At 70.8% G+C, this 14,752-nt stretch carries 16 protein-coding genes; 15 read left to right on the top strand and 1 reads right to left on the bottom strand.

From position 1 onward, the window contains the following. Nucleotides 1-29: 29 nt before the first annotated feature. From lepB to OHT74_RS11395, 8 genes are all read left to right on the top strand, one after another. Nucleotides 30-848, top strand: a complete 819-nt coding sequence (gene lepB / locus OHT74_RS11430; RefSeq protein WP_328620199.1) for a signal peptidase I — start codon at nucleotides 30-32, stop codon at nucleotides 846-848. Then, a complete protein-coding gene (locus tag OHT74_RS11425; protein ID WP_328620198.1) occupies nucleotides 838-1,344 on the top strand; it encodes an NUDIX hydrolase in 507 nt (168 codons plus the stop codon). The genes lepB and OHT74_RS11425 overlap by 11 nt, the downstream gene beginning before the upstream one ends. Before the next feature lie 55 nt (nucleotides 1,345-1,399). Beyond that, on the top strand, nucleotides 1,400-1,708 hold the full coding sequence (locus tag OHT74_RS11420; protein ID WP_006139554.1) for a DUF2469 domain-containing protein: 309 nt from the start codon (nucleotides 1,400-1,402) through the stop codon (nucleotides 1,706-1,708). A gap of 109 nt (nucleotides 1,709-1,817) precedes the next feature. Then, entirely contained in the window at nucleotides 1,818-2,189 is a 372-nt protein-coding gene (locus tag OHT74_RS11415; RefSeq protein WP_266663297.1) for a YraN family protein, read from the top strand. Continuing rightward, a complete protein-coding gene (locus OHT74_RS11410) occupies nucleotides 2,189-3,823 on the top strand; it encodes a YifB family Mg chelatase-like AAA ATPase (RefSeq protein WP_328620197.1) in 1,635 nt (544 codons plus the stop codon). The genes OHT74_RS11415 and OHT74_RS11410 overlap by 1 nt, the downstream gene beginning before the upstream one ends. Continuing rightward, on the top strand, nucleotides 3,820-5,055 hold the full coding sequence (gene dprA, locus OHT74_RS11405; RefSeq protein WP_328620196.1) for a DNA-processing protein DprA: 1,236 nt from the start codon (nucleotides 3,820-3,822) through the stop codon (nucleotides 5,053-5,055). The genes OHT74_RS11410 and dprA overlap by 4 nt, the downstream gene beginning before the upstream one ends. A gap of 209 nt (nucleotides 5,056-5,264) precedes the next feature. Continuing rightward, nucleotides 5,265-6,101 carry an RNA polymerase sigma factor WhiG gene (gene whiG, locus OHT74_RS11400; protein ID WP_266663291.1) on the top strand — a complete coding sequence of 279 codons (837 nt, stop codon included), beginning with the start codon at nucleotides 5,265-5,267 and terminating at the stop codon, nucleotides 6,099-6,101. 52 nt (nucleotides 6,102-6,153) lie between these two features. Beyond that, nucleotides 6,154-6,711 (top strand): TetR/AcrR family transcriptional regulator, encoded by a 558-nt coding sequence (locus OHT74_RS11395; protein ID WP_266672654.1) that lies wholly within the window; start codon nucleotides 6,154-6,156, stop codon nucleotides 6,709-6,711. A gap of 110 nt (nucleotides 6,712-6,821) precedes the next feature. Here the strand turns inward: OHT74_RS11395 and OHT74_RS11390 are convergent, their stop codons facing one another. Beyond that, nucleotides 6,822-7,295 (bottom strand): M23 family metallopeptidase, encoded by a 474-nt coding sequence (locus OHT74_RS11390; RefSeq protein ID WP_328620195.1) that lies wholly within the window; start codon nucleotides 7,293-7,295, stop codon nucleotides 6,822-6,824. A 251-nt stretch (nucleotides 7,296-7,546) separates the two neighbouring features. Between OHT74_RS11390 and rpsB the strand changes: the two genes are divergently transcribed. From rpsB to OHT74_RS11355, 7 genes are all read left to right on the top strand, one after another. Beyond that, nucleotides 7,547-8,455, top strand: a complete 909-nt coding sequence (rpsB, locus tag OHT74_RS11385) for a 30S ribosomal protein S2 (RefSeq protein WP_328620194.1) — start codon at nucleotides 7,547-7,549, stop codon at nucleotides 8,453-8,455. A 135-nt stretch (nucleotides 8,456-8,590) separates the two neighbouring features. Further along, the gene (gene tsf, locus OHT74_RS11380) at nucleotides 8,591-9,427 is read left to right on the top strand and encodes a translation elongation factor Ts (protein ID WP_266663285.1); all 837 of its coding nucleotides are present in this window, start codon (nucleotides 8,591-8,593) and stop codon (nucleotides 9,425-9,427) included. A 162-nt stretch (nucleotides 9,428-9,589) separates the two neighbouring features. Then, nucleotides 9,590-10,369: a UMP kinase gene (gene pyrH / locus OHT74_RS11375; protein WP_030162523.1), complete on the top strand. Its 780-nt coding sequence runs from the start codon at nucleotides 9,590-9,592 to the stop codon at nucleotides 10,367-10,369. Between the two features lie 85 nt (nucleotides 10,370-10,454). Then, nucleotides 10,455-11,012 carry a ribosome recycling factor gene (gene frr, locus OHT74_RS11370; protein ID WP_030298420.1) on the top strand — a complete coding sequence of 186 codons (558 nt, stop codon included), beginning with the start codon at nucleotides 10,455-10,457 and terminating at the stop codon, nucleotides 11,010-11,012. Continuing rightward, entirely contained in the window at nucleotides 11,012-12,088 is a 1,077-nt protein-coding gene (locus tag OHT74_RS11365) for a phosphatidate cytidylyltransferase (RefSeq protein WP_266663282.1), read from the top strand. Before frr ends, OHT74_RS11365 begins: the two co-directional genes overlap by 1 nt. Before the next feature lie 160 nt (nucleotides 12,089-12,248). After that, entirely contained in the window at nucleotides 12,249-13,361 is a 1,113-nt protein-coding gene (gene rlmN, locus OHT74_RS11360; protein ID WP_266663280.1) for a 23S rRNA (adenine(2503)-C(2))-methyltransferase RlmN, read from the top strand. A gap of 253 nt (nucleotides 13,362-13,614) precedes the next feature. Continuing rightward, nucleotides 13,615-14,718 carry a thiamine ABC transporter substrate-binding protein gene (locus tag OHT74_RS11355; RefSeq protein WP_328620193.1) on the top strand — a complete coding sequence of 368 codons (1,104 nt, stop codon included), beginning with the start codon at nucleotides 13,615-13,617 and terminating at the stop codon, nucleotides 14,716-14,718. Nucleotides 14,719-14,752 lie beyond the last annotated feature (34 nt).

The following is a 14,752-nucleotide window of genomic DNA, read 5'->3' as shown; positions in this document are numbered from 1 at the left end:
GTCGATCCCGGAAGTGTGGGGGCGCTGCAATGGGCGGAACGCAGGAAAGCGGTACCGAAGGAATACGTGGTGGCAAGGACGGCCGCGGCGGTCTCGGCAATGTGCTGTCGGGAGTCGCCGTGGCCGTCGGCTTTGTGCTCTTCCTGGGCGCCTTCGTATGGGGGGCGCTCGTGTACCAGCCGTACACGGTGCCGACCGACTCGATGATGCCGACGGTGAGCCCCGGCGACCGGGTGCTCGCGCAGCGGATCGACGGCGGTGAGGTTCGGCGCGGCGACGTGGTCGTGTTCACTGATTCCATGTGGAGTGACTCGCCCATGGTCAAGCGGGTCGTCGGCATCGGCGGCGACACCGTGAAGTGCTGCGGTGAGGGCGGCCGGCTCACGGTGAACGGCAAGGAACTCGACGAGCCCTACATCGAGCACACCAAGCCCGAAGCCGCCGCCGCGGGCACGGGGACGGGCGCGGGCACTGGCACGGGCTTGGGCGCGGCCTCCGACACGCCGTTCGAGGTGACGGTGCCCGAGGGCAACCTCTTCCTGCTGGGCGACCGGCGGTCCGCCTCGCTCGACTCCCGGGCCCACCTCCAGGAGGCCGGCCAGGGCACCGTGGCACGCTCTGCGGTCCACGCCCGGGTCGACGCCCTCGCCTGGCCCTCGATGGCGATGCTCGAGCGGCCCGGCACGTACGCCTCCCTGCCCGGCGGGACCTCGCAGCCGGGGCCGCTGCGCCTCCAGCTGGCCGCGGTGCTGGCCGGAGCCGCCCTGGTGGTGCTGGGGGCCGCGTACGGGCCCGTCGTACGGGTCCTGGGGCGCGGGCGGCGGCGGGAGCCGGCCGGTGCCCGCTGAGGCGGCCGCCGGGCCCGGCCCGCGCAAGGTGTCACGGGTGATCCTGCTGGACCCCGCGGACCGGGTCCTGCTGCTGCACGGTTTCGAGCCGGACGACCCGGCCGACCACTGGTGGTTCACCCCGGGCGGCGGGCTCGAGGGCGGCGAGAGCCGGGAGCAGGCAGCGCTGCGGGAGCTCGCCGAGGAGACCGGGATCACCGAGGTGGAACTGGGTCCGGTGCTGTGGCACCGGTACTGCTCCTTCCCCTTCGACGGGCGGCGCTGGGAGCAGGACGAGTGGTACTACCTGGCCCGGACCGCCCAGACGCGGACCGAGATGGGCGGGCTCACCGAGCTGGAGCGGCGCAGCGTCACCGGTGCCAGGTGGTGGACCTCCGAGGAACTTCTCGCGGCCCATGAGACGGTGTACCCGACCAGACTCGCCGAGCTGCTCCGTACGCTGCTCGACGACGGTCCTCCGGGTGCGCCGGTGGTCCTGGCCCCGGAAATCGTTTAGGGGCGCACGGGCCTGGCGCACAATAGGGGGACGCACGGCTGAAGGGGAACATGCCATGAGCGCCGAGGACCTCGAGAAGTACGAGACCGAGATGGAGCTGAAGCTCTATCGCGAGTACCGCGACGTCGTCGGGCTGTTCAAGTACGTGATCGAGACGGAACGTCGGTTCTACCTCACGAACGACTACGAGATGCAGGTGCACTCGGTTCAGGGGGAGGTGTTCTTCGAGGTCACGATGGCCGACGCCTGGGTGTGGGACATGTACCGGCCTGCGCGTTTCGTCAAGCAGGTCCGGGTGCTGACCTTCAAGGACGTGAACATCGAGGAGCTCAACAAGAGCGACCTCGAACTGCCCGGCAGCTGATTCCCCTCACCCGGAAGGGTGACGGGGTTGTCCACAACGGCCGGGTTGTCCACCAAGATCCACAAGGTGGGCGGGGGCGCGGGATCGTCGGTGCCGGAGGTGGTGCCGGATGAACGCGAAGGGCGTGGCACAGCAGGCATTGGGGCGGTACGGCGAGGAGCTCGCGGCGCGGCGGCTGGCCGAGGCCGGGATGACCGTGATCGCGCGGAACTGGCGGTGCCGCAGCGGGGAGATCGACATCGTCGCGCGGGACGGGGACGCCCTCGTCGTGTGCGAGGTCAAGACCCGCCGGGTGGGTGACTTCGAACATCCCATGGCCGCCGTCCGCCCCGGCAAGGCCGAGCGATTGCGCCGCCTCGCCGGTCGATGGCTCGCTGACCACGGCGGACCACCCCCGGGCGGGGTGCGCATCGACCTCGTGGGAGTCCTGCTGCCGCAGCGCGGTGCGCCCGTGGTGGAGCACGTCCGGGGGGTGGCGTGATGGGGTTCGCACGAGCCTGTTCGGTCGCGCTGGTGGGTGTCGACGGCGTGGTGGTGGAGGTCCAGGCCGACCTGGAGCCCGGGCTCGCCGCCTTCACCCTGGTGGGGCTGCCCGACAAGACCCTGGTCGAGAGCCGGGACCGGGTGCGGGCCGCCGTCGTGAACTCGGGGGCCGCATGGCCGCAGAAGAAGCTCACCGTCGGGCTCAGCCCGGCCTCCGTACCGAAATCCGGCGCCGGCTTCGACCTGGCTGTCGCGGCCGCCGTGCTCGGCGCCGCCGAGGTGATCGATCCCGCTGCGATCGCCGACCTGGTGCTCATCGGGGAGCTGGGGCTGGACGGCCGGGTGCGGCCGGTGCGGGGCATCCTGCCGGCGATCCTCGCCGCGGCGGATGCCGGGTACCGGAACGTGGTGGTGCCGCAGCAGTGCGCCGCCGAGGCCATGCTCGTGCCCGACGTCTGCGTACTCGGCGTCCGCAGCCTGCGCCAGCTGATCGCCGTCCTCACCGACGGGGAGGTGCCCGAGGAGGAGGCGCCGGGCCTACAGGGCCGGCCGGACCCGATGCTGGCCGGACTGGTGGTCCCCGGCGCCGGGCTCGGCACCGGGATCTCCCAGCGCCGGCCCGGGGAGGGCGAGACCCCGGACTTCCCCGACCTCTCCGACGTAGCCGGGCAGCACGGCGCCCGCCGGGCCCTGGAAGTGGCGGCCTCCGGGGGGCACCACCTCTTCCTCAGCGGGCCCCCGGGAGCCGGCAAGACGATGCTGGCCGAGCGGATCCCCTGGATCCTGCCGTCGCTCTCCCGGCAGGACTCCCTGGAGGTCACGGCCGTCCACTCGGTCGCGGGGATCCTGCCGCCCGGCGAACCGCTGGTCGCCCGGCCCCCGTACTGCGCGCCCCACCATTCGGCGACCATGCAGTCCCTGGTCGGCGGTGGAGCGGGGGTGCCCCGGCCCGGGGCCGTCTCCCTCGCCCACCGGGGCGTGCTCTTCCTGGACGAGGCCGCCGAGTTCAGCACCAAGGCGCTGGACGCGCTGCGCCAGCCCCTCGAATCGGGGCACGTGGTCATCGCCAGGGCCGCCGGGGTGGTGCGGCTTCCGGCCAGATTCCTGATGGTGCTCGCGGCGAACCCCTGCCCGTGTGGGCGGCACACCCTGCTCGGCGCCGGCTGCGAATGCCCGGCATCCGTGATCCGGCGCTACCAGGCGCGGCTGTCCGGGCCGCTGCTGGACCGGGTGGACCTGCGGGTGGGGGTCGAGCCGGTCACCCGCTCCGACCTGCTGGGGCGCGGCGGCCGCGGGGAGGCCACGGCGGCCGTCGCCGACCGGGTGCGCGAGGCCAGGGACCGCGCCGCGGCCCGGCTCGCCGACACCCCGTGGCGGCTCAACGCCGAGGTGCCGGGGCACGAGCTGCGCACGCGCTGGCAGGCAGCCCCCGGAGCGCTGGCGCAAGCCGAGCGGGACTTGGAGCGCGGGTTGCTCACCGCCCGTGGGCTGGACCGGGTGCTGCGGGTCGCCTGGACCGTGGCCGACCTGCGGGGCAGGGACCGCCCGGAGGCGCTGGACGTGGCCGTCGCCCTGGAACTACGCACCGGCATCGCCCGCGGCGCCGCCCTGGCCATGGGAGCCGGATCATGAGCCCCACCGCCGGGCCCGAGCCGCCGGCCGAGCCCGAGCAGGCCGCCGGGTCCGACACAGCCGACGGGTCCGATTCGGAGCTGTTGGCGCGGGCTGCGCTGACGCGGGTGCTGGAGCCCGGCGACGAGCACGGCGGGCGGTGGCTGCGCGAACACGGCGCCGTCGGGCTGATACGGCTGCTGACCGGCCCGGCCGCCGGGACGGCGGCCCTGGCCGGGGTGAGGGAGCAGCGGCTCGCCGGTTACCGCAGACGGGCGGCCCTCGCCGACCCGCGGCGGGATCTGGCGACCGCCGCCCGCGGCGGCGGCCGGTTCATCTGCCCCGGCTCGGCGCAGTGGCCGACCCAGCTGGACGACCTCGGCGACGCCCGGCCCGTCGGGCTCTGGCTGCGGGGCAGACCGGACCTGCGGACCTGGGCGCTGCGCTCCGTCGCCGTGGTCGGGGCCCGGGCCTGCACCCCATACGGCGCGCACATGGCCCAGACCCTGGCAGCCGGGCTCGCCGAGCGGGGCTGGGTGGTGGTCTCCGGGGCGGCGTACGGGGTCGATGCCGCCGCCCACCGCGGGGCCCTCGCCTCGGGCGGTGCCACGGCCGCGGTACTCGCCTGCGGGGTGGACATCGCCTACCCCCGCGGCCATGCCGGGCTGCTCGGCCGGATCGCCGACCAGGGGCTGGTGCTGGGCGAGCTGCCGCCCGGCAGCCATCCGACCCCGAGCCGGTTCGTCCTGCGCAACCGGGTCATCGCCGCGCTCACCCGGGGCACCGTCGTGGTCGAGGCGGCCCACCGTAGCGGCTCCCTGGTCACGGCCCGGCGGGCCCAGCAGCTCGGGCGGTTCACCATGGGCATCCCAGGACCGGCCACCAGCGGGCTCTCCGGCGGAGTTCACGAACTGCTGCGCGGCGAGGCCGTACTCGTCACCGACGCCGCGGAAGTGGTCGAGCTGGTGGGCGGCATGGGTGAACTGGCTCCCGAGCGGCGCGGTCCGGTGCTCGCCCGGGACCTGCTGGACCGGGAGACCGCCCGTGTGCTCGAAGCACTCCCGGCCGGGCGGCTCGCGCACGCCGACGAAGTGGCCCTCGCCGCGGGCACCGGCACCGATGAAGTCATCGGCAGACTGTACGAACTTCACTCTCTGGGGTTCGTCGAACGGCAGGGCGAGGGCTGGCAGTTGACCACACAATCACCTGAAGGAGGCACACAAACCGATGGCGCCCGGCGAGGCGGTCGTTGACCTGGGGTGTTCCGGTGAAAGAGTGAAGCCGATGAGAGACGCGGTCTTCCCGGTGGCAGCCGCCGGGACCGAGCGCCAGGCGCCGGTCCCGGGTCTCCCGCGCGAGTCACGACGCCCCGGGGCCCACGCGCGATCCCGTACTCTTCGCGCACCGCGACACTTCCGTCACGCTACGCTCCCAAGGAATCCGGCTCCGGCAAAGGCGAAGCATGCCCCAGCACACCTCAGGGTCTGACCGCGCTGCGGTGCCCCCCGCTGCCCGCGGCAGCGTGCGGACCACCGCGCCCTCGTCCCTCGAGGTGCTGTGGCGCTCGTACAAGGAGAACGGTGACGAGCGGTTGCGGGAGCAGCTGATCCTGCACTACTCGCCCCTGGTGAAGTACGTGGCCGGCCGGGTCAGCGTGGGCCTGCCGCCCAATGTGGAACAGGCCGACTTCGTCTCCTCCGGGGTCTTCGGACTGATCGACGCCATCGAGAAGTTCGACATCGACCGGTCCATCAAGTTCGAGACGTACGCGATCACCCGGATCCGGGGCGCGATGATCGACGAGCTGCGGGCGCTGGACTGGATCCCGCGCTCGGTCCGACAGAAGGCGCGCGCGGTGGAGCGGGCCTACGCCACGCTCGAGGCCCAGCTGCGCCGCACCCCGACCGAGCACGAGGTCGCCGGCGAGATGGGCATCGCGGTGGAGGAACTCCACGCCGTGTTCAGCCAGTTGTCGCTCGCCAACGTGGTCGCCCTGGAGGAGCTGCTGCACGCCGGCGGAGAGGGCGGCGACCGCCTCTCGCTGATGGACACCCTTGAGGACACCGCCGCCGACAATCCGGTCGAGGTGGCCGAGGACCGTGAGCTGCGCAGACTCCTGGCCCGGGCCATCAACACCCTGCCGGAGCGCGAGAAGACCGTGGTGACGCTGTACTACTACGAGGGCCTCACGCTCGCCGAGATCGGCAACGTGCTGGGCGTCACGGAGAGCCGGGTCAGCCAGATCCACACCAAGTCGGTGCTCCAACTGCGGGCCAAGCTGGCGGATGTCGGCCGGTGAGCTTGCGGCACCTCCGTAGAGTGGATGCGTGCCCAGGATTCGAGCGGCCTCTGTGGCCGAGCACCGGTCGATGCAGCGCGGCGCCCTGCTGGACGCTGCGCGCTCCCTGTTGTCCGAAGGCGGGACGGAAGCGCTGACCTTCCCCGCCCTGGCGGAGCGCACCGGCCTCGCCCGGTCCTCCGTGTACGAGTACTTCCGCTCCCGCGCGGCCGTGGTCGAAGAGCTGTGCGCCGTGGACTTCCCCGTCTGGGCCGCCGAGATCGAGGCGGCGATGGAGCAGGCGCAGTCTCCGGAGGCGAAGGTCGAGGCCTACGTACGGAGCCAGCTGGGGCTGGTCGGGGACCGGCGGCACCGGGCGGTGGTGGCGATCTCGGCCAGTGAGCTGGACGCGGGGGCGCGGGAGAAGATCCGTGCTGCGCACGGGGGGCTCGTGGCGATGATCGTGGAGGCGCTCGGGGCCCTGGGGCATGAGCAGCCCCGGCTTGCCGCGATGCTGCTGCAGGGGGTCGTCGATGCCGCTGTGCGGCGCATCGAGCTCGGCGCCGCGGAGGATCCCGGTGTGGTGACGGAGGCGGCCGTGGCCATGGCCCTGCGGGGCGTGCAGGGCTGAGGCCCCGGGGGCTCCGCCCCCGGACCCCCGCGCCTCAAACGCCGGCGGGGCTGGATTGGGGGCTCCGCCCCGGGCCCCGCGCCTCAATCGCCGGCGGGGCTAAAACTTCCTCAAGCTCCGGCCGGGCTGGATTCGTCGAGCGGCAGGAGTCTTGGCGTGGGGTGTGGGAGGACGGTCAGGGGGTTCAGGTAGGTGGTGCCTGACAGGAGGCCCCAGTGGAGGCAGGGCTTCCCGCAGTGCGTGCCTTCCGTGAGGACGGCGACCACCTGGCCCGCCGTGACCTCCTCGCCCTCCGCGACCAGCGGCCGCACCGGTTCGTACGTCGTGCGCAGGCCGCCCGGGAGCGTGAGGGAGAGGACCCTGCGGCCGGCGACCGGGCCCGCGTAGTGCACCCGGCCCGGCCCGACCGCACGCAGCTCCGCGCCCACCGGGGCGGCCAGGTCCACCCCGCGGTGCCCCGCCGCGTACGGGGTCGGGGGCGGGTCCCACCAGCGGGCCACCACCAGTGGGGGCGGCAGCGGCCGCGCCCACGGTACGAGCGCCTGGGCCAGGGTCAGCAGCAGCGTGAGCAGCAGTGTCGTCATGCCGTCCAGGTTGCCGTCGGCTCGCGCAGCGTGACGGCGCCTGTGGACAGACGGCCGGGTGTGGACAACGGCGTCACCTGGCATACCGCCCGGTCCCGTACACTTCTTACGGCGATCCGGGTCACCGGGTCGACTTCGCACGCCCCAGCACCAGCCGCTCAGGCCGGGTGAATGCGTCTCTCGGTCCCCTTGTCGGGGGGCAGGACGCGGTGGGGCGTCAGGAACCAAACCGAGAAATCAAGGAGATGGCCATGGCCGTCGTTACGATGCGGGAGCTGCTGGAAAGCGGCGTCCACTTCGGTCACCAGACCCGTCGCTGGAACCCGAAGATGAAGCGCTTCATCTTCACCGAGCGCAACGGCATCTACATCATCGACCTGCTCCAGTCGCTGTCGTACATCGACCGCGCCTACGAGTTCGTCAAGGAGACCGTCGCCCACGGCGGCTCCATCATGTTCGTCGGTACCAAGAAGCAGGCCCAGGAGGCCATCGCCGAGCAGGCGACGCGCGTTGGTATGCCGTACGTCAACCAGCGCTGGCTGGGTGGCATGCTCACCAACTTCTCCACCGTCTACAAGCGCCTCCAGCGTCTGAAGGAGCTTGAGGCGATCGACTTCGAGGACGTCGCCGCCTCGGGTCTCACCAAGAAGGAGCTCCTGGTCCTCTCCCGCGAGAAGATCAAGCTGGAGAAGACCCTCGGTGGTATCCGCGAGATGTCGAAGGTTCCCAGCGCCGTCTGGATCGTCGACACCAAGAAGGAGCACATCGCCGTCGGTGAGGCGCGCAAGCTCCACATCCCGGTCGTCGCGATCCTCGACACCAACTGCGACCCCGACGAGGTCGACTACAAGATCCCGGGCAACGACGACGCGATCCGTTCCGTCACCCTGCTCACCCGCGTGATCGCCGACGCCGTCGCCGAGGGCCTCATCGCCCGCTCCGGCGCTGCGACCGGTGACTCGAAGCCGGGCGAGAAGGCCGCCGCCGAGCCGCTCGCCGAGTGGGAGCGCGACCTGCTCGAGGGTGAGAAGAAGGACTCCGCCGACGAGGCTGTCGAGGCCGCTCCGGCCGAGGCCGCTGTCGAGACCCCGGCCGCCGAGGTCGAGGCCCCCGCCGCCGAGGCTGTCGAGGCCCCGGCCGCCGACGCCGAGCAGGCCTGACCCACTGAGAGCGCCCGGCGTTCACGCGACGGGCACTCACAGCACGGACGATGACGGCGGGGGAGCCGCGCCAAAAGCGCGGCGCCTCCGCCGTTCACCCGTAGATCTACGACTTCGAGAGAGAATCACAGACTCATGGCGAACTACACCGCCGCTGACGTCAAGAAGCTCCGCGAGCTCACCGGCGCCGGCATGCTGGACTGCAAGAACGCGCTCGTGGACGCCGACGGTGACGTCGACAAGGCCCAGGAAGCGCTCCGTATCAAGGGTCAGAAGGGCGTCGCCAAGCGCGAAGGCCGTTCTGCCGAGAACGGTGCCGTCGTCTCCGTCATCGCCGACGACAACACCTCCGGTGTCATCGTCGAGCTGAAGTGCGAGACGGACTTCGTCGCCAAGGGCGAGAAGTTCCTGGCCGTCGCCAACCAGCTGGCCGCGCACGTCGCCGCCACCTCCCCGGCCGACATCGAGGCGCTGCTCGCGTCCGAGATCGAGCCCGGCAAGACCGTCACCGCCTTCGTGGACGAGGCGAACGCGAACCTGGGCGAGAAGATCGTCCTGGACCGCTTCGCGCAGTTCACCGACGGTTACGTCGCGGCGTACATGCACCGCACGATGCCCGACCTGCCGTTCCAGATCGGCGTCCTGGTCGAGCTCGACAAGGAGAACGCCGAGGTCGCCCGCGGCGTCGCGCAGCACATCGCCGCGTTCGCGCCGCAGTGGCTGTCCGCCGAGGACGTCCCGGCCGAGAAGGTCGAGTCCGAGCGTCGCATCGCCGAAGAGGTCACCCGCGCGGAGGGCAAGCCCGAGGCTGCCATCGCCAAGATCGTCGAGGGTCGCGTCAACGGCTTCTTCAAGGACGCCACGCTGCTCGGCCAGGCGTACGCGCTGGACAACAAGAAGTCCGTCCAGAAGGTTCTGGACGAGGCCGGTGTCACCCTGAAGCGCTTCACGCGCATCAAGGTCGGCATCTGAGTCCGTCCGTACACGACGGACACCGGACCCCGGTAGGGTCTGAAGCAGTCGTCCGCCCGCGCGCGGAACGACCGCAGATCTGACGAGGAGGCCATTGCCGTAGAGGGAACCGCGAGGACCCACCGGCAATGGCCTTCTTCGTATGTGCACGAGGAGATCTCCATGAATCAGGGCGTGGACCCCCACACCGCTTCCGACGACAAGAGCGACCACGACAAGAAGGGCCGCCGCTTCATGCTGAAGCTGTCGGGCGAAGCCTTCTCCGGTGGTGGAGGACTGGGCGTCGACCCCGACGTCGTCCATGCCATCGCGCGCGAAATCGCCGCGGTGGTCCGTGACGGCGCGGAGATCGCCGTCGTGATCGGCGGCGGAAACTTCTTCCGCGGCGCCGAACTGCAGCAGCGGGGCATGGACCGTGCGCGGTCCGACTACATGGGCATGCTCGGCACCGTCATGAACTGCCTCGCCCTCCAGGACTTCCTGGAGAAGGAAGGCATCGACTCCCGTGTGCAGACCGCCATCACCATGGGCCAGGTCGCGGAGCCGTACATCCCGCTGCGCGCCGTACGCCACCTGGAGAAGGGCCGCGTCGTCATCTTCGGCGCCGGCATGGGCATGCCCTACTTCTCCACCGACACCACGGCCGCCCAGCGAGCCCTGGAGATCGACGCCGAGGCCCTGCTCATGGGCAAGAACGGCGTCGACGGGGTCTACGACTCCGACCCGAAGAAGAACCCCGACGCGGTGAAGTTCGACGCGCTGGAGTACAGCGAGGTGCTCTCCCGCGACCTCAAGGTCGCCGATGCCACCGCCATCACGCTGTGCCGCGACAACAAGCTGCCGATCCTGGTCTTCGAGCTGCTCGCCGAGGGCAATATCGCCCGCGCCGTCAAGGGTGAGAAGATCGGCACGCTCGTGAGCGACCAGGGCACCCGGGCCTGAGCGTCCCGACGCCGGGCCCGGCCCCATCGGGCCGAGCCCGCCCCGCCCGCCTGAACCATCCAAATCTGACATGCAGGAGCACGTGGTGATCGAAGAAATCCTCCTCGAGGCCGAGGAGAAGATGGAGAAGGCCGTCGTCGTCGCCAAGGAAGACTTCGCGGCGATCCGCACCGGTCGTGCGCACCCGGCGATGTTCAACAAGATCGTGGCGGACTACTACGGCGCCATCACCCCCATCAACCAGCTCGCGTCCTTCTCGGTGCCCGAGCCGCGCATGGCGATCGTGACCCCGTTCGACAAGAGCGCCCTGCGCAACATCGAGCAGGCCATCCGCGACTCGGACCTGGGCGTCAACCCCAGCAACGACGGCAATATCATCCGGGTGACCTTCCCCGAGCTGACGCAGGACCGCCGCAAGGAGTACATCAAGGTCGCCCGTACCAAGGCCGAGGACTCCAAGGTCTCGATCCGCTCCATCCGCCGCAAGGCGAAGGACGCCCTCGACAAGCTCGTCAAGGACAAGGAGTCCGGCGAGGACGAGGTGCGCCGCGCGGAGAAGGAGCTCGACGACACGACCGCGAAATACGTCGCGCAGGTCGACGAGCTGCTCAAGCACAAGGAAGCCGAGCTCCTCGAGGTCTGATGAACGACTCTCCCTGGGCCACGGAGCAGGTTCCGGCGGGTCCCGCATACGATGCGCTGGTGGGCCCGCACACTCGGCCCATGCCCATCGTGCCCGATGCCGCCGGCCGTGACTTCGACGACCGGGAAGCACGCGATCGGGGGGCCGCCGCCGACGGCGGCCCCCCGTTCCGCGCCGAGACGCCGCCGCAGGAGCCCATGCCCAGCCCCCCGCCTCCGCCCTCGCAGGCACCGCAGGACGCCTCGCCCCCGCCGCAGAAGAAGCGGGCGGGGCGAGACCTGCGTGCCGCCATAGGGGTCGGCGTCGGCCTCGGTGCGGTGATCTTCGCTTCGCTGTTCATCGTGAAGGCGGTCTTCGTCGGCGTCATCGTCGTCGCGGTCGTCGTGGGCCTGTGGGAGCTCACCTCCCGGCTCCAGGAGAAGAAGGGCATCAAGGCGCCGCTCGTCCCGCTCGCGGTCGGCGGCGCCGCCATGGTCATCGCCGGATACGTCCGGGGGGCCGAGGGTGCCTGGGTGGCCATGGCCCTGACCGCGCTGGCGGTCCTGGTCTGGCGGATGACCGAACCGCCCGAGGACTACCTCAAGGACGTCACCGCAGGCGTCTTCGCGGCGTTCTACGTGCCCTTCCTGGCCACCTTCGTCGCGATGCTGCTCACCGCCGACGACGGTCCGGAGCGCGTGGTCACGTTCCTGCTGCTGACCGTGGTCAGTGACACCGGGGCCTACGCGGTGGGCTGGCGCTTCGGCAAGCACAAGCTGGCGCCGCGCATCAGCCCCGGCAAGACCCGAGAGGGACTGTTCGGCGCGGTGGCCTTCGCGATGGCGGCCGGCGCGCTGTGCATGGAGTTCCTGATCGACGGGGGCGCCTGGTGGCAGGGCCTGCTGCTCGGTCTCGCCGTCGCGGTCAGCGCCACGCTGGGCGACCTCGGCGAGTCGATGATCAAGCGGGACCTGGGCATCAAGGACATGGGCACGCTGCTGCCCGGCCACGGCGGCATCATGGACCGGCTCGACTCCCTGCTGCCGACCGCCCCGGTGGTGTGGCTGCTGCTGGCGGCCTTCGTCGGCACGGGCTGAAACCGGCCTCCGCGGGTTCCGGCCGGCGGGCGGTTCACCAGGGGGACCCCGCTGAGCCGGGGCGACGTACGTCCGAAGGCTTCGGGTGGGTCCGGGCGGTTACTCTTGAAAGGCGCGCTGCTTCTGCGGCGCGCCTTTCGTCTTACGAGGAGTACCTGCCATGGCCCGCCCCGTCCCGGGAGAGCTCACCTTCGTCGCCCCTCGCGGAGCCAAGAAGCCGCCCCGGCATCTCGCCGACCTCACCCCCGAGGAGCGTCGCGAGGCGGTCGCCGCGATCGGTGAGAAGCCGTTCCGGGCCAAGCAGCTCTCGCAGCACTACTTCGCCCGGTACGCGCACGACCCGGCCGAGTGGACGGACATCCCGGCGGGCTCCCGCGAGAAGCTCCAGCAGGAGCTGCTCCCCGAGCTGATGAACGTCATCCGGCACATCTCGTGCGACGACGACACCACCCGCAAGACCCTGTGGAAGCTGCACGACGGCACGCTCGTCGAGTCCGTGCTGATGCGCTACCCCGACCGGGTCACCATGTGCATCTCCTCGCAGGCCGGCTGCGGTATGAACTGCCCGTTCTGCGCCACCGGCCAGGCGGGCCTGGACCGCAACCTGTCCACCGCCGAGATCGTCCACCAGATCGTCGACGGCATGCGCGCGCTGCGCGACGGCGAGGTCCCCGGTGGACCGGCCCGGCTGTCCAACATCGTCTTCATGGGCATGGGCGAGCCGCTGGCGAACTACAAGCGGGTCGTCGGCGCCATCCGCCGCCTCACCGACCCCGAGCCCGACGGTCTGGGCCTGTCGCAGCGCGGCATCACCGTCTCCACCGTCGGCCTGGTCCCGGCGATGCTGCGGTTCGCCGACGAGGGCTTCAAGTGCCGCCTCGCGGTCTCGCTGCATGCTCCGGACGACGAGCTGCGCGACACCCTCGTGCCCGTGAACACCCGCTGGAACGTCCGCGAGGTCCTCGATGCGGCCTGGGAGTACGCCGAGAAGTCCGGCCGCCGGATCTCCATCGAGTACGCCCTGATCCGCGACATCAACGACCAGGCCTGGCGCGGCGACCTCCTGGGCAAGCTGCTCAAGGGCAAGCGTGTGCACGTCAACCTGATCCCGCTGAACCCGACGCCGGGCTCGAAGTGGACCGCCTCGCGTCCCGAGGACGAGAAGGCCTTCGTGGAGGCCATCGCCCGCCACGGGGTGCCGGTGACCGTCCGCGACACCCGCGGTCAGGAGATCGACGGCGCGTGCGGCCAGCTCGCGGCCTCGGAGCGCTAGCCTGCGGTTTTCGCGGGCCCGATTCGGCCACGGGGTACCCTGTGGCCGAACCAATTGCATATTCCGACAGGGGAGCGCCACAGCGCTGAGAGTGCGGTAACCGTCATCCGCAGACCCTCTGAACCTCGCCCCGGTCATTCGGGGTAGGAAGTTCGGTCATCACTCAAGCTGTTGCGCCCTGCCCGGCGACCGCTCGCACTGAGCGCCGGGCAGGGCCGCGTCTTCTCCTGGTCATCCCAGGAGGAATTCACCAGTGAGCACCACCAAGAAGTTCGCGGGCGCAGCGCTCGCGGCCGCGCTCGGCGTCGCCACGCTCAGCGCCTGCGGCGGCGGCGACGCCAAGGACAAGTCCGCGGGCGGCGCGAGCGAGGCGCCGAAGTCCAAGACGGTCACGCTCGTCTCCCACGACTCCTTCAACGTGACCGACACGGTCCTCAAGGAGTTCGAGCAGCAGAGCGGCTACACCGTCAAGGTCCTGAAGTCCGGGGACGCGGGCGCCGCCCTCAACCAGGAGATCCTCACCAAGGGTTCCCCGCGCGGCGACGTCTTCTTCGGTGTCGACAACACCCTGCTCTCGCGCGCCCTCGACAACGGGATCTTCACGCCGTACGAGGCCAAGGGCCTGGCCGACGTGAAGCCCGAGTACGTGCTCGACAAGGAGCACCGGGTCACCCCGATCGACTCCGGCGACATCTGCGTCAACTACGACAAGGCGTACTTCGCCGACAAGAAGCTCGCCCCGCCGCAGACGCTGGACGACCTGATCAAGCCCGAGTACAAGAACCTGCTGGTCACCGAGAACGCGGCGACCTCCTCGCCGGGCCTCGGCTTCCTCCTCGCCTCCGTCGGCAAGTACGGCGAGGACGGGTGGAAGGACTACTGGACCAAGCTCAAGGCCAACGGCGTCGAGGTCGTCGACGGCTGGGAGCAGGCCTACAACGAGCGCTTCTCGGGCTCTGCGGGCGGCAAGAAGGCCAAGGGCGACCGCCCGCTGGTCGTCTCCTACGCCTCGAGCCCGCCGGTCGAGGTCCTGTACGGCGAGCCGCAGCCGGCCGAGGCCCCCACGGGCGTCTCCACCGGCACCTGCTTCCGCCAGGTCGAGTTCGCGGGCCTGCTCAAGGGCGCGAAGAACGAGGAGGGCGGCAAGGCGCTCCTGGACTTCCTGGTGAGCAAGAAGTTCCAGGAGGACATGCCGCTGCAGATGTTCGTGAACCCGGTGGTCAAGGACGCGAAGCTGCCGGAGCTGTTCACGAAGCACGGCGTGGTCGTCGAGAAGCCGGAGAACGTCTCTCCGGAGACCATCGCCAAGAACCGTGAGCAGTGGGTCAAGACATGGTCCTCGCTCGTCGTGAAGTAGGACGCGAGAGCACTCCTGCGAAGGAGGGCGTACG

Source organism: Streptomyces sp. NBC_00354 (assembly GCF_036106915.1).
GTDB lineage: Bacteria > Actinomycetota > Actinomycetes > Streptomycetales > Streptomycetaceae > Streptomyces.
This window is presented reverse-complemented; position numbering and strand designations above follow the sequence as displayed.